This is a genomic window from Streptomyces mayteni, from assembly GCF_054783955.1.
Map to the genome: position 1 here is coordinate 1 of NZ_BAAGPR010000057.1, position 22432 is coordinate 22432.

The window sequence follows — 22432 nt, forward strand, 5'->3', positions numbered from 1 at the left end:
CTGGCCGGAGGCCGGGCAGCGGCAGCGGGGAGAAGGGCGGGCGGGCGGGGAAAACCCCCGGCCGGCCCAAGCGGTCGCGTACTCGGGCCAGTATCTCCGTGAACCGCGCCTCCGCCCCATGCGTCGTCGGCCGGTAGTACCGCTTGCCCTGGATCGCGTCCGGCGCGTACTGCTGCGCGGCGATGCCGCCTGGCACGTCGTGCGGGTACTGGTAGCCCTCGCCGTGGCCCAGCTTGCCGGCGCCGCCGTAGTGGCTGTCCCGCAGGTGGGCCGGCACCGGGCCGGCCAGGCCGGCCCGGACGTCGGCCTGGGCCTCGCCGATGGCGAGGACGGCCGCGTTGGACTTGGGCGCCAGGGCCAGCGCGATCGTGGCGTGGCCGAGGGTGATCGCCGCCTCGGGGAAGCCGATCATGGCCACCGCCTGGGCCGCGGCCACCGCCGTCGGCAGGGCCGTCGGGTCCGCCATGCCGATGTCCTCGCTGGCGGAGATCATCAGCCGCCTGGCGATGAACCTCGGGTCCTCGCCGGCCTCGATCATCCTGGCGAGGTAGTGCAGCGCCGCGTCCACGTCGGAGCCGCGGATGGACTTGATCAGCGCGCTGGCCACGTCGTAGTGCTGGTCGCCGTCCCGGTCGTACGTGACGGCCGCCCGGTCGACCGCGGTCTCCAGCGTGGCCAGGGCGATCTCCGACTCGCCCTTGGCGAGCGCCGCGCCCGCGCCGGCCTCCAGCGCGGTGAGCGCGCGCCGCGCGTCGCCGCCGGCGATCCGGAGCAGCATCTCCTCGGTGTCGGTCGGCAGCACGACGGAGCCCGCCAGGCCGCGCTCGTCGGCCACCGCGCGGCGCAGCAGGCCGCGCAGGTCGTCCTCGGCGAGCGGTTCGAGCGTGAGCAGCAGGGAGCGGGAGAGGAGCGGCGAGATCACCGAGAAGTACGGGTTCTCGGTGGTGGCGGCGATCAGCGTGACCCAGCGGTTCTCCACGGCGGGGAGCAGCGAGTCCTGCTGGGCCTTGCTGAAGCGGTGGATCTCGTCGAGGAAGAGCACGGTGTCCTTGCCGTAGCCCCCTGAGGCGCGCCGCGCGCCGTCGATCACGGTGCGCACCTCCTTGACGCCCGCGGTGATGGCCGACAGCTCGGTGAACCGCTTGTCGGTGGCCTGGCTGACGACGTGGGCCAGCGTGGTCTTGCCGGTGCCGGGGGGACCCCAGAGGATCACCGAGGAGGGCCCGGCGGGGCCGCCGCCGCCCTCGCCGACCAGCCGCCGCAGCGGTGAGCCCGGCCGTAGCAGGTGCTGTTGGCCGACGACTTCGTCGAGCGTGCGGGGACGCATCCGGACGGCCAGCGGACGGCCCGTGGGGTTCCGCTCGGCGCGCTCCTCGGCGGCCGCGGTGAACAGGTCGGCTTCCACGCCCCCGACCCTAAGCCACCCCGCTGACAGTCAGGGTGGCTCAGCTGGTCCAGAAGTCCCACCAGCGGGTCAGGATCAGCATGCCGATGATCCCGACGTGCACCGCGGGCAGCAGCCAGTGGAACTCGTCGAGGGCGTTGCGGACGCCGGCCGGCACCCGCAGGACGCCCTGCCGGACGTTGTGCACCGTCGTGTACCAGAACATGACGATGGTGGCGACCCAGGCCAGGCAGCACCACAGGCACAGCGCGTTGATCTCGTACAGCGACTGGTACTGGAGCCAGGTGCAGAAGCCGACGCCGAAGAGCGTGCCGCCCTGCAGCCCGAGCCAGAACCAGCGCCGGTAGCGGGCGCCGGACAGCAGGCCCACGCCGATGGTGATCACCGAGCCGTAGGCGACGAGGCCCAGCATCGGGTTGGGGAAGCCGAAGGCCGACGCCTGGTCGCTCTCCATGATGCTGCCGCACGAGATCACCGGGTTGAGGCTGCACGCCGGCGTGAAGTTCGGGTCCTCGAGGAGGTGGAACTTGTCCAGGGTGATCACCCAGGACGCCAGCAGCCCCGCGAACCCGGTGACGACGAGCAGCAGCGCGAAGCCGCGCCCCGCGCCGACGCCCTGCCGCTCACCGCTCGGCGCGGCCGGTCGCTCGGTCCGCACCTCATCTACTGCCGAAGCCATATCGCCCATCCGCTCGGTCACGGGTACCGGTCCATTCTGCACCAGTGACGCACCGTGCACCCTCCGCCGTCAACGGACGAAGGGCCCCGGGCGAAGGACCCGGGCGGGGTTCAGCCGAGCCGGCGGACCAGCTCGGCGGCGATCCCGTCCCGCGTCACCGGCTCCTGTTCCCCGCTCTCCAGGTCCTTGAGCTGGACGACGCCCTCGGCCAGGTCCCGCTCGCCGGCCACCACGGCGAACCGGGCGCCGCTGCGGTTGGCGGCCTTCATGGCGGCCTTCACGCCGCGCCCGCCGTAGGCGAAGTCGGCCGCGAGCCCGGCCCGGCGCAACTCGGTGACCAGGCCGAAGAGTTCGCTCCTCGCCTCCTCGCCGAGCGGCACCGCGAAGACCTGGGTGGTCGCGGGCAGCGGCAGCTCGATGCCCTCGGCGCGCAGCGCGAGCACGACCCGGTCCACGCCGACGGCCCAGCCGACCGAGGGCAGCGACGGGCCGCCGATCATCTCGGAGAGGCCGTCGTAGCGCCCGCCGCCGCCGACCCCCGACTGCGCGCCCAGGCCGTCGTAGACGAACTCGAAGGTGGTCCGCGTGTAGTAGTCGAGGCCGCGGACCAGCTTCTCGTCGTCGGTGAAGGCGACGCCCGCGGCGGTCAGCAGCTCGCGCACCCGCTCGTGGTACGCCTTGCACGCCTCGCACAGGTGATCACGCATCATCGGGGCGTCGACGAGTTGACGCTGGACCTCCTGGCGCTTGTCGTCGAGCACCCGCAGCGGGTTGATCTCGATCCTGGCCCTGGTGTCCTCGTCCAGGTCGAGGGCGCGCAGGAACTCCTGGAGCCTGGCCCGGTAGGCGGGGCGGCACTCGCGGTCGCCGAGCGAGTTGAGCAGCAGCCGCACACCGCTCAACCCGAGCGAGCGGTAGGCGTCGGCGGCGAGGATGATCAGCTCGGCGTCGAGCGCCGGGTCCTCGGATCCCAGTGCCTCGGCGCCGACCTGCGAGAAGTGCCGGTAGCGCCCGGCCTGCGGCCGCTCGTAGCGGTAGTAGGAGCCCGAGTACCAGAGCTTGACCGGCAGCCCGCCGGCCCGGTGCAGGTTGGCCTGGAGCGCGGCGCGCAGCACGGAGGCGGTGCCCTCGGGACGCAGTGCGAGCTCGGCGCCGCCCTTGGTGGTGAGGGTGTACATCTCCTTGGTGACGATGTCGGTGGACTCGCCGACACCGCGGGAGAACAGCTCCACGTTCTCGAAGCCCGGCGTCTCGACGTAGCCGTAGCCGGCGCGGCGCAGCGGCGCGGCGAGCGCCTCGCGGACCGCGAGGAAGGTCGCCGAGTCGGGCGGGAGCAGGTCGTAGGTGCCCTTGGGGGCGGAGAAGGTGCTCACAGTGCTGGTGCTCACGGAGTGGTTTCTTCACATTCCTTGTCGCGGGGGCGCCTGCTCGGCGGCCCCGTGGCCAGCGGCCAGCTCCCGCAGGAACGGGTTGCTGGCGCGCTCGCGGCCGATGGTGGTCTGCGGGCCGTGCCCGGACAGCACCACGGTCGAGTCGTCGAGCGGGAGGCAGACACGGGTCAGCGACCGCAGGATCTCGGCGTGGTCACCGCCGGGGAGGTCGGTGCGTCCGATGGAGCCGGCGAACAGCAGGTCGCCCGAGAAGAGGACCGACGGGACGTCGGTGTGCTCGGGCAGCCGGAAGGTCACCGACCCCCTGGTATGGCCCGGGGCGTGCGCGACGGAGAACGAGAGGCCGGCCAGTTCGAGCTCGGCCCCGTCGGTCAGCTCCCGAAGGTCGTCGGGCTCGCCGATGGTGAGGTCGCCGAGCAGCGGCTGGCCGATCCGCATGCCGAGTGCCCTGCCGGGGTCGGTCAGCATGTAGCGGTCCTCGGGGTGCAGCCAGGCCGGCACGTCGTGCGCGCCGCAGACCGGGACGACGGAGGCCACGTGGTCGAGGTGGCCGTGGGTGAGGACGACGGCGACGGGCTTGAGGCGGTGCTTGGCGATGGTCTCCTCGACGCCGGGGGCCGCCAGGTGGCCGGGGTCGACGACGACGCACTCCTCGCCCGCCGCCGGGGCGACCAGATAGCAGTTCGTCCCCCAGGCTCCGGCGGGGAAGCCAGCGATGAGCACGGGCGTCCTTAGGTCGTCGTTACGCGGCTTCGGCTACACGTTGAACCCGATCGCGCGTCGTCGGTGTGCGGGATCAGGTCAGTTCGGGTGCGGGCCGGGTCGGATGCGGGCCCTCCCGAGCCAAGAGCCTACCGGCGTCGGTGCGACGTGGGCGAACCCGTATACGGTACGCCCACGGGTCCAGTCGAGAGCAGGCCGGTTGTGGGAGGAGAGCGCGGTGGTCACCAGGGATCAGCGGCGAAAGCAGCTGGCACGGGCCAAGTTCGAGCGGCAGACGGAGCGCAGGCACGACCGGGCGCGGCGGGGGCGTCGGCGCCGGGTGCTGTTGAGTGCGTTGCTGGTGCTCGTGGTGGCCGGCGGCGGCACGGCGCTCGTGATGCTCAACCGCGACGACGACAGCACGGAGGAGGTGGCGGACGACCAGCCGACCACCGAGCCCACCGCGGAGCCGAGTGACCCGCCGGAGGACCCGTGCGAGGCACCGGCCGAGGGTGAGCCGTCGACCGGCCAGTGGGACGCCGAGCCCGAGATGGCGGTGGACGAGGGGGCGAGCTACGTGATGCGGCTCGCCACCACCTGCGGCGACATCGAGATCACCATGGACGCCGGGGCCGCCCCGCGCACCGTGAACTCGTTCGCCTTCCTGGCCGGCGAGGGCTACCTCGACCACTCGCCGTGCCACCGGCTGGTGACCGAGGGCATCTACGTGCTGCAGTGCGGGGACCCCACCGGCTCGGGGCAGGGCGGTCCCGGGTACACCATCCCGGACGAGAACCTGGACTCCCCCGCGCTGGCCGAGGGCGTCTACCCGGCCGGCACGGTGGCCATGGCCAACACCTACGACGCGTCGACCGACAGCGGGCGCGACTCGGGCGGCAGCCAGTTCTTCCTGGTCTACCAGGACAGCCAGCTGCCCCCTGACTACACCCCCTTCGGCCAGGTGACGGCCGGGATGGACGTGCTGGAGACGATCGCGAGCACCGGTGCCGCGCCGCCGGACCCGACGACCGGCAACACCGCGCCCTATGCGACCGTGGTGGTCGACGAGGCGACGGTGGAACCGGCCGCCGAGGGCTGAGCGGGACGCCCCCCGGGTGCCGGGGGGCAATTTCCGCACGGCAAGGTGCGGACAGCCGGGTGGGGCGTCGCCTATGTTGGCGTTGTGTAGGGTCCCTTCGCCGGTCAGGCGGGCCCGACAGCCGGTTGCACCGGACGAGAACTGTGGACGATGCCGGGGGCGTCACATTCCCCCGCGGGCATCAAACGAGGAGGCGCTGTGAGCAGCGAGCCGTGGGGCCGCGTCGACGAGACGGGGACCGTTTACGTGCGGACGGCCGACGGTGAGAAGGTCGTCGGCTCCTGGCAGGCCGGTTCGCCGGACGAGGCGCTGGCCTATTTCGAGCGCAAGTTCGACGGCCTCGTGGTGGAGATCGAGCTGCTGGAGCGTCGGGTCAAGACGACCGACCTGTCCGCCAAGGACGCGACGACGGCCATCGGTCACCTGCGGGAGCAGGTCGACGCGGGGCACGCGGTCGGCGACCTGGCGTCACTCGGCCGGCGTCTCGACGAGCTGACGGGCGTGGTCGACGCCCGCCGTGAGGAGCGCAAGGCGGCCAGGGCCAGGCAGTCGGAGGAGGCCAGGGGCGCCAAGGAGGCGCTGGTCGCCGAGGCCGAAGAGCTGGCGGCCAGCGAGCAGTGGCGGTCCGCGGGCGAGCGGCTGCGGGGTCTCGTCGACACGTGGAAGGGCCTGCCGAGGCTCGACCGCAAGACGGACGACGAGCTGTGGCACCGCTTCTCCCAGGCGCGGTCCGCCTTCTCGAAGCGGCGGAAGGCGCACTTCGCGGCGCTCGACACGCAGCGCGAGGACACCAGGCGGCGCAAGGAGAAGCTGATCTCCGAGGCCGAGGCGCTCTCCGACTCAACGGACTGGGGCACGACCGCGGCCCGCTACCGCGATCTGATGCGGGAGTGGAAGGCCGCCGGCCGGGCGCAGCGGGACGCGGAGGAGGATCTGTGGGCCAGGTTCCGGGCCGCGCAGGACGTGTTCTTCCAGGCCAGGGGCGCGACGTTCGCCGAGCGTGACGCGGAGCAGCGGGACAACCTGGCCCGCAAGGAGGAGCTGGCGGCCGAGGCCGAGAAGCTGCTTCCGATCACGGACCTGCGGGCCGCCAGGGCCGCGCTGCGGTCGATCGGCGAGCGCTGGGAGGCCATCGGTCACGTGCCGCGCGACGCGAGGCCCGCGATCGAGGGCCGGATGAGCGCGGTGGACCGGGCCGTCTCGGAGGCCGAGGAGGCCGAGTGGCGGCGCACCAACCCGGAGGCGCGGGCGCGGGCCGCCGGCCTCACGGGGCAGCTCCAGGACGCGGTGGACCGACTGCGTGAGCAGGCGGAGAAGGCCAGGGCCGCGGGCAACACGGCCAAGGCCGACAAGCTGGAGCAGGAGCTCGCCGGGCGGCAGGCGCTGCTCGACCAGGCGCTCAAGGGGCTCGCCGAGTTCGGCGGCTGATCGGCACCCGGCACGACGAGGGCGGCCGCCCGGGACTCCTCCCGGGCGGCCGCCCTCGTCGTGGCCCGCGTGGTGCCGCGGGCCGCTCAGCTCCTGCGGGAGGAGGTGACCCGGTAGACGTCGTAGACGCCCTCCACGCCCCGCACCGCCTTCAGCACGTGCCCGAGGTGCTTGGGGTCGCCCATCTCGAAGGTGAACCGGGAGGTGGCCACCCGGTCCCGCGAGGTCTGCACGGCGGCCGACAGGATGTTGACGTGCTGGTCGGAGAGCACCCGCGTCACGTCGGACAGCAGCCGGGACCGGTCGAGCGCCTCGACCTGGATGGCGACCAGGAACACCGAGGACTGGGTGGGCGCCCACTCGACGTCCAGGATCCGCTCGGGCTCCCGGGACAGCGAGTCGACGTTGACGCAGTCGGCGCGGTGCACCGAGACGCCGTTGCCCCGGGTGACGAAGCCGATGATCGGGTCGCCTGGCACGGGGGTGCAGCAGCGGGCGAGCTTGACCCAGAGGTCGTCCACGCCCTTGACCACCACGCCGGGGTCGGCGTTGCTGCGCCGCTTGCTGCGGACGGGCACCGGCGGCGCCGCCTCGGCGATGTCCTCGTTGGCGGCCTCCTCGCCGCCGACCGCCTGGACCAGCTTCTGCACCACGTTGTGCGCCGAGACGTGGCCCTCGCCGATGGCGGCGTAGAGCGAGGAGATGTCCGGGTAGCGCATCTCGTGGGCCAGGGTGACCAGGGCGTCGCCGCTGAGCACGTGCTGGATGGGCAGGTTCTGCTTGCGCACGGCGCGGGCGATGGAGTCCTTGCCGAGCTCGATGGCCTCGTCCCGGCGCTCCCTGGAGAACCAGCCGCGGATCTTGTTCCGCGCCCGCGGCGACTTGACGAAGCCGAGCCAGTCGCGGGACGGCCCGGCGCCGTCGGCCTTGGAGGTGAAGATCTCCACCGTGTCGCCGTTGTCCAGGGTGGACTCCAATGGCACCAGGCGGCCGTTGACCTTGGCCCCTATGGTGCGGTGGCCCACCTCGGTGTGCACCGCGTAGCCGAAGTCCACCGGGGTGGCGCCGGCGGGGAGCGCGATCACGTCGCCCTTGGGCGTGAAGACGAAGACCTCGTTGCGCGACAGGTCGAAGCGCAGCGACTCGAGGAACTCCCCCGGGTCCTCGGTCTCCTTCTGCCAGTCGAGCAGCTGACGCAGCCAGGCCATGTCGTCGACGGTGCTGCGGCCGCCGCGCCGCTCGCCCTTCTTGGGGGCGTCGGAGCGGACCTTGGAGGCGCCGGCGACGGCCTGCTGCTTGTACTTCCAGTGGGCCGCGATGCCGAACTCGGCACGGCGGTGCATGTCGAAGGTGCGGATCTGCAGCTCGACCGGCTTGCCCCCGGGTCCTATGACCGTCGTGTGCAGCGACTGGTACATGTTGAACTTGGGCATCGCGATGTAGTCCTTGAACCGGCCGGGCACCGGGTTCCACCGGGCGTGCACCGTGCCGAGCGCCGCGTAGCAGTCACGGACCGTGTCCACCAGGACCCGGATGCCCACCAGGTCGTAGATCTCGGCGAAGTCCCGGCCGCGCACGATCATCTTCTGGTAGACGCTGTAGTAGTGCTTGGGCCGGCCGGTGACGGTGGCCTTGATCCTGGCCCCCCGCAGGTCGGCCTGGACCTCGTCGATGACGGTGGCCAGGTACTCGTCCCGCTTGGGCGCGCGCTCGGCGACCAGCCGCACGATCTCGTCGTACATCTTGGGGTAGAGGATGGCGAAGGCCAGGTCCTCGAGCTCCCACTTGATGGTGTTCATGCCGAGCCGATGGGCCAGCGGAGCGTAGATCTCCAGCGTCTCGCGGGCCTTCTGCTCCTGCTTCTCGCGCTTGAGGAAGCGCATGGTGCGCATGTTGTGCAGCCGGTCGGCGAGCTTGATCACCAGGACCCTCGGGTCCTTCGCCATGGCCACGACCATCTTGCGGACCGTCTCGGCCTGCGCCGCCTCGCCGAACTTGACCTTGTCGAGCTTGGTGACGCCGTCGACGAGCAGCGCGACCTGGTCGCCGAAGTCGCGCCGCAGGGTGTCGAGGCCGTACTCGGTGTCCTCGACGGTGTCGTGCAGCAGGCCGGCCATCAGCGTCGCCGCGTCCATGCCGAGCTCGGCCAGGATGGTGGTGACGGCCAGCGGGTGGGTGATGTAGGGATCGCCGCTCTTGCGCTTCTGGCCGCGGTGCCAGCGCTCGGCGACCTGGTAGGCGCGCTCGATCTGGCGCAGGGCCGCGGTGTCGGCCTTGGGGTCGTTGGCCCGGACGACGCGGAGCAGCGGTTCGAGCACCGGGTTGTACGGGGTGGAGCGCTGGACGCCCAGCCGGGCGAGCCTGGCCCGCACGCGGTTGGAGGAGCCGGAGCGACCTGAGACGCCGGAGACCGCGGCCGTGGGCTGCGGGGCCGGCGGCTGGGCGCGGGTGTCCGCGCCCTCCCGCCAGCCGAGGGTCGACGGCTGCGAGTTCTTCCGCTGAGCCGAGGTGAGCGGCTGGGCGTCGTCTGGCAAGGGCACTCCTCTGCGGGCCCTTCCCCGCCATGGGCGGCCGGGAAAGGGAACGGTCCTCCTGGGCCCTCAGCGGCCCGAGGCGGAGTCCGGCCGGGTAACGATCGGACTGCCATCGTAACGAGGTCTGGCCGACCGCTCGCGCCGGACAGGCGTACGCGCCCGGGCTCCGCCTTCTCGGCGGGGCCCGGGCGCGTAGCGGTGGAGACTCACACGGTGAGCAGGGCCTGGTAGGGGGCCTCGCCGAGCGCCCCGGTCACCCGGTCGCGGCCGGACAGGAACGTCAGCTCCATCAGCACGGCCAGACCGGCCAGCTGGGCTCCGGTGCGCCGGATCAGGTGGATGGCCGCCTCCGCGGTGCCGCCGGTGGCCAGCACGTCGTCGATGATCAGCACCCGGTCGTCCGGGGTCAGGTCCTCGGCGTGGATCTCCATCTCGGCGGTGCCGTACTCCAGCTCGTAGGACTGGGCCAGCGTGGCGCCCGGCAGCTTGCCGGCCTTGCGGACCGGCACGAAGCCCATGCCGGCCCGGACGGCGACCGGCGCGGCCAGGATGAAGCCGCGAGCCTCGAGACCGACCACCTTGGTGGCGCCCTGGGCCAGGGAGAACGCCGCGAGCTCGTCGGTGAGGGCGGTCAGCGCCTCGGGGTCGGCGAGCAGCGGGGTGATGTCCTTGAAGAGGACCCCTGGCCGCGGGTAGTCGGGCACGTCCCTGATGCGGCTCAGCAGCAGGTCCGCGAGGGCGGGGCGGGAGGAGACCGGCGAGGTCTCGGCCCGCGGGCTCACCGGCGCTTCCCCGAGGGCCTGCCGCGGCCGCGGGAGCGGGCCGCCGGCTGGCGGCGCGGGCCGCGCGGGCCACCGACCCCGGCCGGCGCCGCCGGCTCCTCGTCTACGGGCTCGACCGGCTCGTTCTCAGGCTCGGCGCCGGACGCCACGCCCTCCTCGTCCAGGTGATCCTCGCCCTCGGTGCCCTCGGCACCCTCGGCGCGCTTCGCGCGCCTGGAGAGGACGCGCCGATCCTGGGCCCTGATCTCCGACTCCCGCGACTTGAGGTCGGAGACCAGCGGGGTGGCGATCACGATCGAGGAGTAGGCACCGGCGGTGAGGCCGACGAAGAGCGAGAGGGCGATGTCGTTGAGCATGCCGCCACCCAGCAGGCCACCGCCGATGAAGAGCAGCGCCCCCACCGGGAGCAGCGCGACCACCGAGGTGTTGATGGAGCGCACCAGGGTGCCGTTGAGGCTGCGGTTGGCCAGCTCCGCGTAGGTGTAGCGGGTCTGCCGGGTGAAGTGCTTGGTCTGCTCCTTGAGGCCGTCGAAGACGACGACGGTGTCGTAGAGCGAGTAACCCAGGATGGTGAGCAGGCCGATCACCGTGCCCGGGGTGACCTCGAAGCCGACCAGCGCGTAGACGCCGACCGTGATCGTGAGGTCGTGGACCAGGGCGACGAGCGCCGCCAGGGCCATCCGCCACTCGAAGGCGATGGCGAGGTAGATCACCACCAGCACGAGGAAGATGGCCAGGCCCTGCCACGCCTTGTTGGCGATCTGGTCGCCCCAGCTGGGGCCGATCACCTCGGCGTTGAGGCTGTCGGTCGGGACGCCGAGCTCCTCGGCGAGCGCCTCCCTGGTGGCGTTCGACTGATCGGTGTCCAGGCCGCTGACCTGGATCCGCATCGAGCCGTCGTCGCCCAGGGTCTGCACCAACGCCTGGCTGCCCGACGCCTCCTCCGCCACCTCGCGGGCCTCCTCGACGGAGACCTCGGTGGCCGAGGTGGTGAAGACCGCGCCGCCCTCGAACTCCACGCCCATGTGCAGCCCGCGGATCAACACCCCGGCGAACGCCAGGATGGTGATCAGGACCGAGACGCCGTACCAGATCTTCCGCCTGCCGACGAAGTCGACGCCGATCTCGCCACGGTACAGCCGGGCCCCAAGATCGCCGATCCGTGACATGCTCACGCCTCCTTCACGTCGGGCTGGACGGGGGCCGGACCGCGACGGGCGCCGCGGAGCAGCGGTCGGGCACCGAGCCGCTTGGGATCGAGGCCGGACCACTTGTGCCCGCTGGAGAAGAACTTACGCCGGGCGAGCAGCGTCATCAGCGGCTTGGTGAAGAGGAAGACCACCACCACGTCGAGCAGGGTGGTCAGGCCGAGAGTGAAGGCGAAGCCCTGCACCTTGCCGACCGTGACCACGAAGAGCACGGCAGCGGCGAGGAAGGACACGAAGTCCGAGACCAGGATGGTGCGCCGGGCGCGCGGCCAGGCACGCTCCACCGCCGGCCGCAGGCTGCGGCCCTCCCTGACCTCGTCCCTTATCCGCTCGAAGTACACGATGAACGAGTCGGCGGTGATGCCGATCGCCACGATGGCGCCGCAGACGGCCGGCAGGTTCAGCGCGAAGCCGATGGCCGGGCCGAGGAGCGACATGAGCGTGTAGGTGAGGACGGTGGAGACCAGCAGGCTGGCGACCGCGATCAGCGAGAGACCCCGGTAGTAGACCAGCATGTAGATCACCACGAGGGCGAGGCCGATGCCGCCGGCGATCAGACCGGCATCCAGCTGCTCGCCACCCAGGGTCGGGGAGACCGTGGAGACGCTGGCCTCCTCGAAGCTGAGCGGCAGCGCGCCGTACTTCAGGATGTTGGCCAGGTCCTCGGCGGACTCCTGGCTGAAGCTGCCGGAGATCTCGGCCCGGCCGCCGCCGAGGCGCTCGGAGACGCTGGGCGCGGAGACGACCTCGCCGTCCAGCACGATCGCGAACTGGTTCATCGGCTGGACCTGGGTGGCCAGGTCGGCGGTGACGTCGGCGAACTTGCCGGCGCCCGAGTTGCTGAACTCCATCTGGACGATCCAGCCCTGACCGCGCTGGGTGTCGTAGACGGCGCTCGCGTCGGTGACGTCGGTGCCGGGCACGGCCACCGGGCCGAGGGCGTACTTGGCGTCCTGGTCCGGGTAGCAGGCGACGACCGGGTCCTCGGGGGCGGCCTGCCCGGCCGCCCGGCCGGAGGCCAGCCGCGCCTCGTCGGTGCCGCAGTCCAGCGCGTCGAGCTGCGCCTGCAGCTCGGCGGCCTGCTGCTGCGCGGGATCGGTCGCGGCGTCGCCGGTGTCGCCACCTGTGTCACCCGCGTCGCCACCGGTGTCGCCCTGGTCCGACTCCTCGGTGGTGAAGGACGCGGTGCTCGCGGTGGTGGCGGAGCCGCCCTGGCCGAGCGGGGCGAGGCCCTGGTCGGTGGTGTCGGACTCGGTGCCCGCGTCGCCCTCGGTGCCGGCCGAGTCGCCGGAGTCGGCGGACTCGCCCGAGTCCTGGCCGGCGCCGGAGTCCGCGGTCTCCTCCGAGCCGCCGGTGTCGGCCGAACCCTCGGTGTCCCCGGTGTCACCCGTGTCGCCGGTCTCCCCGGTTCCGCCCGTCTCCCCGGTGTCCTCGGGAAGCGGCTGCGCGGAGGTGGCGCTCAGCACGGGCCGGAAGCCGAGCTCGGCGGTGGTGCCGACCTGCTCCCTGGCCTGCTGCTCGTCGGAGCCCCTGGGGATGTTGACGATGATGTTCCGGTCGCCCTGAGTCTGGACCTCGGCCTCCGACACGCCCAGACCGTTGACCCGCCGCTCGATGATGTTGACGGCGGTGTTCAGGTTGGTCGTGTTGATCGCGTCCTGGTTGTCGCCGTCCGGCACGGCGGAGAGCGTGATGCTCGTGCCGCCGGCGAGGTCGATTCCCAGGCGGGGGGTGGTGTGCCCGGAGGCGAACATCCCTCCGATGAGGCCGCCCATGATCAACACGATCAGGAACAGGGCGCGCCCGGGCCTGCCCTGGGCTGCCCGGGACCCGAGATCCCTCTTCCGCGAGGACCCGAGGTCCTTCTTCGGTGTCGCCACCTTCTCGTCTTCTCTCTGTCCAACGACCGGCGCGATGATCGCCGCGCGGTTCAGCGGATGACTACGGACGGCCCGGTGCCGTCGCCCTCAGCTGTCGGACCTGGAGCCGCGCTCGCCGTCGTCCTTCTTGGGCTCCTCCGCCGCGGACTCGGCCGTGGCGCCCTCCTTGCCCAGCTCCACCCGCTCCTCCCGGTCCTCCCGGTCATCCCGGTCCTCGTCGGCGTCGGCCGAGGTCTCGGTCAGCGAGGAGGCGTCGTCGGGGACGACCGGAGCCTCCTCGTCGATCTCCTCCACGCCGTTCACGATGCGCTCGTACTCCTCGGCGTCCAGGACGGCGCCGATGGCGTTCTTCGCGAACAGGGCGTGCACACCGGGGGTGAGCTCGAGCAGCACGGTGTCGTCACGGACTTCCTTGACCTGGGCATACATGCCGCCGATGGTCCGCACACCAGTGCCCGGTTCCATCGCGTCGCGCATCTCCATGGCCTGACGCTGCCGGTTCTTGGCCGAGCGCGTCATCAGGAACATGACGCCGATGAGCAGAATGAATGGGAAGAGAAACGCGAGATCCACGATGGAGGAATTTCCTTTGTATGACCGCTGCCGCGGCCTCTATTCGGGGGTGGGCACGCCGCCCTCGAAATGGGGACGGCATCGGCGGAGTCTAGGCGAGCTGCACCGGGGGAACAACGCCTCGGATGCTATCGGAGTTCCCACTCGGGAAAATCCACGCCCTCACGTCCCGAACAGTCCCTCTTGTCCGCCCGGGGCCGGCTGCTGGGGCGGTTCCATGCCGAGATGGCGCCAGGCCGCCGGGGTCGCCACCCGCCCCCTCGGGGTGCGCGCGAGCAGGCCCTCCCTGACCAGAAACGGTTCGGCGACCTCCTCCACCGTCTCCCGCTCCTCCCCCACCGCCACGGCCAGCGTGGCCAGGCCGACCGGGCCGCCGCCGAACAGCTTCAGCAGCGCCAGCAGCACCGCCCGGTCCAGGCGGTCGAGGCCGCGCTCGTCCACCTCGTAGACCGCGAGCGCCCGGGTGGCCGCCTCCTTGGTCACCACGCCGTCCGCCCTGACCTGCGCGTAGTCCCTGACCCGGCGCAGCAGCCGGTTGGCGATGCGGGGGGTGCCCCGGGAGCGGCCGGCGATCTCGGCGGCGCCCTCGCCCGTGGTCTCGACGCCGAGCAGCCCGGCCGAGCGGTGCAGCACCCGCTCGAGCTCGGCCGGGGCGTAGAACTCCATGTGTCCTGTGAAGCCGAACCTGTCGCGGAGCGGCGGCGGGAGCAGCCCGGCCCTGGTGGTGGCGCCGACCAGGGTGAAAGGCGGCAGCTCGAGCGGGATGGCGGTGGCTCCCGGGCCCTTGCCGACGATCACGTCGACCCGGAAGTCCTCCATTGCCATGTAGAGCATCTCCTCGGCCGGCCTCGACATCCGGTGGATCTCGTCGAGGAAGAGCACCTCGCCCTCGGTGAGCGAGGAGAGGATGGCGGCGAGGTCACCGGCATGCTGGATGGCGGGGCCCGAGGTGATCCGGATCGGGGCGCCCATCTCGGCGGCGATGATCATGGAGAGCGTGGTCTTGCCGAGCCCGGGGGCGCCGGAGAGCAGCACGTGGTCGGCGGTGGCGCCGCGCGCCCTGGCGGCGCGCAGCACCAGGTCGAGCTGCTCGCGGACCCGGGTCTGGCCGACGAACTCGCCGAGGTCCTTGGGGCGGAGCGCGGCCTCGACGGCCAGGTCGTCGCGGTCGGCGTCGGCGCCGACCAGCCGCTCCTCCCCCACGGCCTCGCCGTGGCCCGTCTCCTCTTCCCAGCTCGGCTGCTGCGGCATGCCGCCCTTCCCTCTCGATGCTTCGGAGCCCGTGCGGTGCGTCATCGGGCGCGGTTGAGGCTCTGCAGCGCGGCGCGCAGCAGCCGGGCCACCGACGGCTGGGCGCCCTCGGCGCCGGCCTCGGCGGCCGGGGCCACCGCCTCGATCGCCTGGTCGGCCTCGCGGGGCGCGTAGCCGAGGCCGACGAGGGCCTGGTGCAGCTGCTCGCGCCAGCCGGCCGCGGTCGAGGCCGCGGCGCTCCGCGGGGCGACGACGGTGCCGAGGGGTTCGCCGAGCCGGTCCTTCAGGTCGAGGAGCAGCTTCTGGGCGCCCTTCTTGCCGATGCCCGGCACGGCGGTCAGCGCCTTCTCGTCGCCGGCGGCGACCGCGCGGCGCAGCGCGTCCGGTGTGTGGACGGCGAGCATGGCCTGGGCGAGCCGGGGGCCGACACCGCTGGCGGTCTGCAGCAGCTCGAAGACGGTGCGCTCGTCCTCGTCGGCGAAGCCGTAGAGGGTGAGCGAGTCCTCCCTGACGACCAGCGAGGTGGCGAGCCTGGCGGGCTCGCCGACCCGCAGCCCGGCCAGCGTGCCGGGGGTGCAGTGGACGGCCATGCCGACGCCGCCGACCTCGACCACGGCGGTGTCCGGGCCGAGGGCGGCGACCTGCCCTGCGACGGAGGCGATCAAGACGGGGTGCCGCCCTTCGGGCTCGACGGGGTGGGGGGCCGGCGGGCCGCCGTGTAGGCCCGCTCGAGGCGCTGCTTGGCCGGGGCGCGCCAGATGTGACAGATGGCGAGGGCCAGCGCGTCGGCGGCGTCGGCCGGCTTGGGCATCGCGCTGAGCCTGAGCAGGCGCACCACCATGGAGCCGACCTGTGCCTTGTCCGCCCGGCCGTTGCCGGTGACCGCAGCCTTGACCTCGCTCGGGGTGTGCAGCGCGACGGGCAGGCCGCGCCGGGCCGCGCAGAGCATGGCGACCGCGCTCGCCTGCGCGGTGCCCATCACGGTGCGGACGTTGTGCTGGCTGAACACCCGCTCGACGGCGACGACTTCGGGCTGGTGCTCGTCCAACCACGCCTCTATGCCCTGCTCGACGAGGACCAGCCGGCGGGCCGTGTCCTCCTCGGCCGAGGTGCGGACCACGCCCACCGCGACCATCCGCAGCGGTCGGCCCGCGGTGCCGTCCACCACGCCAACCCCACAGCGCGTCAGCCCGGGGTCGACCCCAAGTACCCGCACCGGCCCCTCCTCTCGCGATCGCGCACGGCGTGACCCGCCGTGGCCGACCAGCCGCTCAGGAGGCTACCGGGCGCCACTGACAATCGGTGGGAACGGGCGGACCCGTGGCGCCGCACCTCGGCGCCACGGGCCCGCCCGACGGAACTACGCCTCGATGCTGGCCATGATCTCGTCGGCCACGTCGAAGTTGGCGAAGACGTTCTGCACGTCGTCGCTGTCCTCGAGGGCGTCGATCAGCCGGAAGATCTTGCGCGCCCCGTCCTCGTCCAACTCGACCTGCATGGTGGGCAGGAAGCCGGCCTCCGCCGAGTCGTAGTCGATCCCGGCGTCCTGCAGCGCGGAGCGCACCCCCACCAGGTCGCCGGCCTCGCTGACCACCTCGAAGGACTCGCCCAGGTCGTTGACCTCCTCGGCGCCCGCGTCGAGCACGGCGCCGAGCACGTCGTCCTCGCTCAGCCCGCTCTTCGGGACGAGGACCACGCCCTTGCGGTGGAACAGGTAGGAGACGGACCCGGGGTCGGCCATCGATCCGCCGTTACGGGTCATGGCGACCCGGACGTCGGAGGCGGCGCGGTTGCGGTTGTCCGTCAGACACTCGATCAGGACGGCGACACCGTTGGGGCCGTAGCCCTCGTACATGATCGTCTGGTAGTCGGCGCCGCCGGCCTCCAGGCCGGCGCCGCGCTTGACGGCCCGATCGATGTTGGTGTTGGGGACCGAGCTCTTCTTGGCCTTCTGGATGGCGTCGAAGAGGGTGGGGTTACCGTCCGGGTCCGCGCCACCCGTCCGGGCCGCGACCTCGATGTTCTTGATCAGCTTGGCGAACAGCTTGCCACGCTTGGCATCGATCACGGCCTTCTTGTGCTTGGTGGTTGCCCACTTGGAGTGGCCGGACACAGCGCTGCTCCTTCAGAGATGTCACCTGTTCTTCAACCCGACGTGGTGATCCTACCGGCCGTGGTCTACGCCGCCGCCCGCACCATGTCGGCGAACATCGCGTGCACCCGGTGGTCGCCGGTCAGCTCGGGGTGGAAGGCGGTGGCCAGCAGGTGGTCCTGGCGGACGGCCACCGTGCGCCCCTCGAAGGCGGCGATGGACCGGGCGCCGGCCCCCAGGGACTCCACCCAGGGGGCGCGGATGAAGACCCCGTCGACCGGTCCGCCGTCCACCCCGGCCACCTCGACGGCCGCCTCGAAGGACTCGTTCTGCCGCCCGAAAGCGTTACGCCGCACGATCATGTCGATGCCGCCGACGGTCTCCTGGCCCGAGCGCGGGTCGAGGATCTTGTCGGCGAGCATGATCATGCCGGCGCAGGAGCCGTAGGTCGGCATCCCGGCGCGCACCCGGGCGCGCAACGGCTCGAACAGGCCGAAGGCGTCGGCCAGCTTCGAGATGGTGGTGGACTCGCCGCCGGGGATCACCAGGCCGTGGACGGCGGCCAGCTCCTCGGGGCGGCGCACCTGGCGCGCCTCGGCGCCGGCGGCGGCGAGTGCGGCCAGGTGCTCGCGGACGTCGCCCTGGAGGGCCAGGACGCCGATGACCGGGGATGTCACGCGCACGATCCCCCGCTCACCAGCCGCGGGACGCGTAGCGCTCGCCCTCGGGCAGCACGTCGATGTTGATGCCGACCATGGCCTCGCCGAGGCCACGCGAGACGTCGGCGACGACCTTGGGGTCGTCGAAGAAGGTGGTGGCCTTGACGATGGCGGCCGCGCGCTTGGCCGGGTCGCCCGACTTGAAGATGCCGGAGCCGACGAAGACGCCCTCGGCGCCGAGCTGCCGCATCAGCGCGGCGTCGGCCGGGGTGGCCACGCCGCCGGCGGAGAACAGCACGACCGGCAGCTTGCCGAGCTCGGCGACCTCCTTGACCAGCTCGTGGGAGGCGCGCAGCTCCTTGGCGGCGGCGTAGAGCTCGTGGTTGTCCAGGCCCCTGAGGCGGGCGATGTCGCCCTTGATCTGCCGCAGGTGGCGGACGGCCTCGACCACGTTGCCGGTGCCGGCCTCGCCCTTGGAGCGGATCATGGCCGCGCCCTCGGAGATCCGGCGCAGGGCCTCGCCCAGGTTGGTGGCGCCGCAGACGAAGGGGGTGGTGAAGGACCACTTGTCGGTGTGGTTGACCTCGTCGGCCGGGGTCAGCACCTCGGACTCGTCGATGTAGTCGACGCCGAGGGCCTGGAGCACCTGGGCCTCCACGAGGTGCCCGATGCGGGACTTGGCCATCACCGGGATGGAGACGGCCTCGACGATGCCGTCGATCATGTCCGGGTCGGACATCCGGGCCACGCCGCCGTCCTTGCGGATGTCGGCCGGCACCCGCTCCAGGGCCATCACGGCGACGGCGCCGGCGTCCTCGGCGATCCTGGCCTGCTCGGGGGTGACGACGTCCATGATCACGCCGCCCTTGAGCTGCTCGGCCATGCCGCGCTTGACGCGGGCGGTGCCGGTCTCGGGGGTCTGGGCGTTGCTGGGGGACGTGCTCACGGTGGCGACCTCACTCGGGGTTCGGCGGTCGTTCAGGACGGCTGAACGACGGGACGACTGGACTACAGGACGGCTGGACGGCTGGACGGCTGGACGGCTGGACGGCTGGCTGAACCGGGTGGAAACCACCCGATACGACCATCGTAGGCCCGTTCGAACACGAATCCGGCCGGCCGGCGTGTGGAGCCGGGCCACGGCCGCCCATGGAAGTCCAGCGGTGGCCCGGTCGGAAAGGGCCAATCGGCAGCCAGTGGCCTGGAGCGCCGCCCGGCGGTCAGCCCGCTGAGCGATTGGTGAGCGAGGTCGGCGGCTCGTCGTCCATCTCGAACGCCATCGGGAACGCCGCGTGCCCGGCCAGCCGGAACCAGCGGACCGTCCGGTGCCGGCGCACGGCCCGGGCCGCGCGCACCGCGTCGTTGTGGAAGCGCCTGGCCATCGGGACCCGGCGCACCGCGGCGACCAGCTCGTCGACCATGGGCGGCCCGCCGGGGGCGTCCCTGATGGCAAGCACCTGGGCGCTCTCGGCCAGCACCGCCCGCAGCGCCTGGCTGAGTTCGCTCTCGGCGACCTCGCGCTGCTCGTCCTCGGCGAGCCGGGCGGCGTGCGCCGCCTGGTAGAGGACCATCGAGGCGGCCGGGTCGAAGACGCCCGCGGTGGCCAACTCCTGGGCGATGGAGGCGCGGCGCAGCAGCTGCGCGTCGAGCGCGGCGCGGGCGGCGTCGATGCGGGCGTGCAGCCGGTCGAGCCGGCCCGCGGTCCAGCTGAGGTAGACGCCGACCAGCAGCAGCGCCACGGCGATCCAGATGACGGTGGTCACGCCCGGTCACCCTACCGGGCCGCCCGGACGCCCCGGCCGCCGGCCGGCACTCGGGGGCCCCGAGGGCTCAGTCGCGGGCGAAGCCGAGCCGGCCGAGCAGGCCGACGCGCTCGTCGGGGGCGACGGCGCCCGCGCCGTCGGTGACGGTCTCGTAGACCGCCAGGATGTCGGAGCCGACCGTGGACCAGTCGAAGCGCCGCACATGGGTGCTGCCGCGCTCCCGCAGCTCGGCGAGCCGTCCCGGGTCGGCGAGCAGCCGGTTCGCGGTGGCGGCCAGGGCGTCGGCGTCCTCGTTGGGGAAAAGCTCGCCCGCCGCGCCGCCGTCCAGCACCTGGGCGAAGGCGTCGAGGTCGCTGGCGAGCACCGGGGCCGCGGCCGACATGGCCTCGACGAGGATGATGCCGAAGCTCTCGCCGCCGGTGTTGGGCGCCACGTAGAGGTCGACGCTGCGCAGCAGCCGCGCCTTGTCCTCGTCGCTGATCATGCCGAGGAACTCGACCCGGTCCCGCATCCTGACCGGCAGGTCGGCCACGGCCTCCTTCTCGTCGCCGCGCCCCGCCACCAGCAGCCTGGCGTCCGGGTGTTCGGCGAGGATCCCGGGCAGCGCGCGCATCAGCACCGGGAGCCCCTTGCGCGGCTCGTCGATCCGGCCGATGAAGCCGATCGTGCCGCCCTGCCACTCGGCCTTGGGCTCGGCGCCCGCGAAGAACTCGACGTCGACGCCGTTGGGGATGACCACCGCGTCGCCGCCGAGGTGCTCGACCAGGGTGCGCCTGGCGTACTCGCTGACCGCGATCCGGGCGCTGATCTTCTCCAGCGCCGGCTGGAGAATCGGATAGGCGGCGATCATGGCCCGGGAGCGCGGGTTGGAGGTGTGGAAGGTGGCGACGATCGGGCCCCGGGCCGCCCAGCAGGTGAGCAGGGCGAGCGAGGGGGCGGCGGGCTCGTGGATGTGGAGCACGTCGAAGTCGCCCTCGTGCACCCAGCGGCGGACCCGGGCGGCGGACAGGAAGCCGAAGTTGAGCCGGGCCACGGATCCGTTGTACGGCACCGGCACGGCCCGGCCGGCGGAGACGGCGTAGGCGGGCAGCGGGGTCTCGTCGTCGGCCGGCGCGAGCACGGAGACCGTGTGCCCCTGTCTGATCAGGTGCTCGGCCAGGTCCCTGACGTGGAACTGCACCCCGCCCGGGACGTCCCAGGAGTAGGGGCAGACGATGCCGATCCTCATGCCGTTCCCTACGTTCCTTCCCTGGCTTCCGGGCCCTCGCGCGCCTCGACCGGCCGGGCCGCCGGGGGCTCGGTCCCGGCGGTGTCCGCGGTTCCGCCGAGGTCGCTGAGCCACAGGCGTTGGAGCATGTGCCAGTCCTGCGGGTGCGCGGCGATGCCGGCCGCGAACGCGTCGGCCAGGGCCTGGGTCATGACGGCGGTCCTCTGCGCCCTGGTGCCGGTCTCCGGCACCGGGATGTGGGGGTGTATCCGGCCCTTTATCACCGTGGTCTCGTCGTACCACAGGCTGACCGGCAGGAGCAGCGCGCCGGTCTGCTGGGCCAGCAGCGCGGGCCCGGCCGGCATCCGCGCGGTCTCGCCGAAGAAGGAGACCTCGATCCCCGAGGTGGAGAGGTCCCGGTCGGCCACCAGGCACACTATCCCGCCGCCCCGCAGCCGCCTGGCGAGGGTGCCGAAGGAGGCGCCGCCGGTGTGCGGCACGACCTCCATGCCCAGTTTCTCGCGGTAGGCCACGAACCGGTCGAAGAGCCGCTCGGGCTTGAGCCGTTCCGCGACGGTGGCGAACGGCAGGTCGAGCGCGGTGACCAGCCAGGCGCCCGCCAGGTCCCAGTTGGCCATGTGCGGCAGGGCGAGGACGACGCCCCGGCCCTCGGCGAGCGTGTCGGTGGCGCGGTACGTGTCGGCGAGTTCGAAGGAGTCCCTTATCCGGTCCCGGCTCCAGGCCGGCAGCCGGAAGGACTCCGTCCAGTAGCGGAGGTAGCTGCGCATCCCGGCCCGCGACAGCTCCCGCAGCCGCTCCGGGTCGGCGTCCGGCACCACCCGGGCGAGGTTGGCCTCCAACTGCCGCACCCCGGCGCCGCGGCGCCGCCAGGCGGTGTCGGCGACCCGCCGGCCGAGGGCCATGGCGACGGGCTCGGGCAGCCGCTTGACCGCGGTCCATCCGAGCCCGAACGCGGCGTCGATGAGTCGGTCCCTCATGCCTGGCCGCTCCCCGTGGCCTCGGCCGCGGCGGCCGCGTCCGCCTCGGCGGACTCCCGGCGCACCGTGACCACCCGCTGGACGAGGGTGACCAGGCTGCCGCCGGCCACCACCCACAGCGCGATGGGCAGCAGGACCCCGATGTGCGGCACGCCGAAGGACCGTTCGAAGCCGGCGAACCCGGCGAGCACCAGGGTGATCACCAGTCGCTCGGCCCGCTCGACGAGGCCGTTGACCCGCACCGGCAGGCCGATGCTCTCGCCCCGCGCCTTGGTGTAGGAGACGACCTGTCCGCTGGCGAGGCAGAACAGGGTGACGGCGCAGAGCATCAGGTTGTCGCCGTCGCCCGCGTACCAGAGGGCGATGCCGGAGAAGATCGCCGCGTCGGCCAACCGGTCGAGGGTGGAGTCGAGGAAGGCGCCCCACCGGCTCGACGTGCCGATCTGCCGGGCCATGTTGCCGTCGACCATGTCGGAGAAGACGAACGCGGTGATCACGACCGTGCCCCAGAAGAACTCGCCCATGGGGTAGAAGACCAGGGCTCCCGCCATCACTCCCGCGGTGCCGATCAGGGTCACCGCGTCGGGCGTCACCCCCAGCCTGATCAACAGGGCGGCGAACGGCGTGAGGACACGCGTGAAGAATGCACGCGCGTACTTGTTGAGCATGTCCTTCCCTGGGGTCGCACGGGCCGCGCGAAGGAAGGCGGCCACCGGAGGGACCCCATCGTAGCCACGCCGCACACCCGGACGACGACGGGTCCGTTCTCGGGCGGGTGGCG

Annotated in this window: 21 protein-coding genes; 2 read left to right on the top strand and 19 right to left on the bottom strand. The window is 72.5% G+C overall.

Annotation, left to right across the window (positions count from 1 at the left end):
* The 4 genes from ACYVPE_RS23365 to ACYVPE_RS23380 form a co-directional block, all read right to left on the bottom strand.
* On the bottom strand, positions 1-1405 hold a 1405-nt coding region (locus ACYVPE_RS23365; protein WP_461035648.1), incomplete at its 3' end, for a replication-associated recombination protein A.
* Between the two features lie 40 nt (positions 1406-1445).
* Positions 1446-2093 carry a vitamin K epoxide reductase family protein gene (locus ACYVPE_RS23370; protein WP_461035690.1) on the bottom strand — a complete coding sequence of 216 codons (648 nt, stop codon included), beginning with the start codon at positions 2091-2093 and terminating at the stop codon, positions 1446-1448.
* Between the two features lie 101 nt (positions 2094-2194).
* Positions 2195-3457: a histidine--tRNA ligase gene (gene hisS / locus ACYVPE_RS23375; RefSeq protein ID WP_461035691.1), complete on the bottom strand. Its 1263-nt coding sequence runs from the start codon at positions 3455-3457 to the stop codon at positions 2195-2197.
* Between the two features lie 27 nt (positions 3458-3484).
* Positions 3485-4198, bottom strand: coding sequence for an MBL fold metallo-hydrolase (locus tag ACYVPE_RS23380; RefSeq protein WP_461035649.1), 714 nt, complete (start codon positions 4196-4198; stop codon positions 3485-3487).
* A 217-nt stretch (positions 4199-4415) separates the two neighbouring features.
* Between ACYVPE_RS23380 and ACYVPE_RS23385 the strand changes: the two genes are divergently transcribed.
* Together ACYVPE_RS23385 and ACYVPE_RS23390 are read left to right on the top strand one after the other, a co-directional pair.
* On the top strand, positions 4416-5276 hold the full coding sequence (locus tag ACYVPE_RS23385; RefSeq protein WP_461035650.1) for a peptidylprolyl isomerase: 861 nt from the start codon (positions 4416-4418) through the stop codon (positions 5274-5276).
* Between the two features lie 198 nt (positions 5277-5474).
* Entirely contained in the window at positions 5475-6704 is a 1230-nt protein-coding gene (locus ACYVPE_RS23390; RefSeq protein WP_461035651.1) for a DUF349 domain-containing protein, read from the top strand.
* Positions 6705-6790: 86 nt separating this feature from the next.
* On the opposite strand, the gene ACYVPE_RS23395 is transcribed toward ACYVPE_RS23390, so the two are convergent.
* The 15 genes from ACYVPE_RS23395 to pgsA form a co-directional block, all read right to left on the bottom strand.
* A complete protein-coding gene (locus tag ACYVPE_RS23395; RefSeq protein ID WP_461035652.1) occupies positions 6791-9238 on the bottom strand; it encodes a RelA/SpoT family protein in 2448 nt (815 codons plus the stop codon).
* 206 nt (positions 9239-9444) lie between these two features.
* The gene (locus tag ACYVPE_RS23400) at positions 9445-10020 is read right to left on the bottom strand and encodes an adenine phosphoribosyltransferase (protein WP_461035653.1); all 576 of its coding nucleotides are present in this window, start codon (positions 10018-10020) and stop codon (positions 9445-9447) included.
* The gene (gene secF / locus ACYVPE_RS23405) at positions 10017-11189 is read right to left on the bottom strand and encodes a protein translocase subunit SecF (protein WP_461035654.1); all 1173 of its coding nucleotides are present in this window, start codon (positions 11187-11189) and stop codon (positions 10017-10019) included. The genes ACYVPE_RS23400 and secF overlap by 4 nt, the downstream gene beginning before the upstream one ends.
* 2 nt (positions 11190-11191) lie before the next feature.
* Positions 11192-13108, bottom strand: coding sequence for a protein translocase subunit SecD (gene secD / locus ACYVPE_RS23410; protein WP_461035655.1), 1917 nt, complete (start codon positions 13106-13108; stop codon positions 11192-11194).
* A gap of 87 nt (positions 13109-13195) precedes the next feature.
* A complete protein-coding gene (yajC, locus tag ACYVPE_RS23415) occupies positions 13196-13681 on the bottom strand; it encodes a preprotein translocase subunit YajC (RefSeq protein ID WP_461035656.1) in 486 nt (161 codons plus the stop codon).
* A 162-nt stretch (positions 13682-13843) separates the two neighbouring features.
* Positions 13844-14932 carry a Holliday junction branch migration DNA helicase RuvB gene (gene ruvB / locus ACYVPE_RS23420; RefSeq protein WP_461035657.1) on the bottom strand — a complete coding sequence of 363 codons (1089 nt, stop codon included), beginning with the start codon at positions 14930-14932 and terminating at the stop codon, positions 13844-13846.
* Positions 14933-14973: 41 nt separating this feature from the next.
* Positions 14974-15597, bottom strand: a complete 624-nt coding sequence (gene ruvA, locus ACYVPE_RS23425; RefSeq protein ID WP_461035658.1) for a Holliday junction branch migration protein RuvA — start codon at positions 15595-15597, stop codon at positions 14974-14976.
* Complete coding sequence (gene ruvC / locus ACYVPE_RS23430; protein ID WP_461035659.1) at positions 15594-16148, bottom strand: crossover junction endodeoxyribonuclease RuvC; 555 nt, start codon at positions 16146-16148, stop codon at positions 15594-15596. The genes ruvA and ruvC overlap by 4 nt, the downstream gene beginning before the upstream one ends.
* 144 nt (positions 16149-16292) lie before the next feature.
* On the bottom strand, positions 16293-17045 hold the full coding sequence (locus tag ACYVPE_RS23435) for a YebC/PmpR family DNA-binding transcriptional regulator (RefSeq protein WP_461035660.1): 753 nt from the start codon (positions 17043-17045) through the stop codon (positions 16293-16295).
* 65 nt (positions 17046-17110) lie between these two features.
* Positions 17111-17701, bottom strand: a complete 591-nt coding sequence (gene pdxT, locus ACYVPE_RS23440) for a pyridoxal 5'-phosphate synthase glutaminase subunit PdxT (RefSeq protein ID WP_461035661.1) — start codon at positions 17699-17701, stop codon at positions 17111-17113.
* A gap of 16 nt (positions 17702-17717) precedes the next feature.
* Positions 17718-18629, bottom strand: coding sequence for a pyridoxal 5'-phosphate synthase lyase subunit PdxS (gene pdxS, locus ACYVPE_RS23445; RefSeq protein ID WP_461035662.1), 912 nt, complete (start codon positions 18627-18629; stop codon positions 17718-17720).
* Between the two features lie 274 nt (positions 18630-18903).
* A complete protein-coding gene (locus ACYVPE_RS23450; protein WP_461035663.1) occupies positions 18904-19446 on the bottom strand; it encodes a LemA family protein in 543 nt (180 codons plus the stop codon).
* Between the two features lie 67 nt (positions 19447-19513).
* On the bottom strand, positions 19514-20674 hold the full coding sequence (locus ACYVPE_RS23455) for a glycosyltransferase family 4 protein (RefSeq protein ID WP_461035664.1): 1161 nt from the start codon (positions 20672-20674) through the stop codon (positions 19514-19516).
* Between the two features lie 8 nt (positions 20675-20682).
* Positions 20683-21651 (bottom strand): phosphatidylinositol mannoside acyltransferase, encoded by a 969-nt coding sequence (locus ACYVPE_RS23460; protein WP_461035665.1) that lies wholly within the window; start codon positions 21649-21651, stop codon positions 20683-20685.
* Positions 21648-22319: a phosphatidylinositol phosphate synthase gene (pgsA, locus tag ACYVPE_RS23465; RefSeq protein WP_461035666.1), complete on the bottom strand. Its 672-nt coding sequence runs from the start codon at positions 22317-22319 to the stop codon at positions 21648-21650. Before pgsA ends, ACYVPE_RS23460 begins: the two co-directional genes overlap by 4 nt.
* Between the last annotated feature and the right edge of the window lie 113 nt (positions 22320-22432).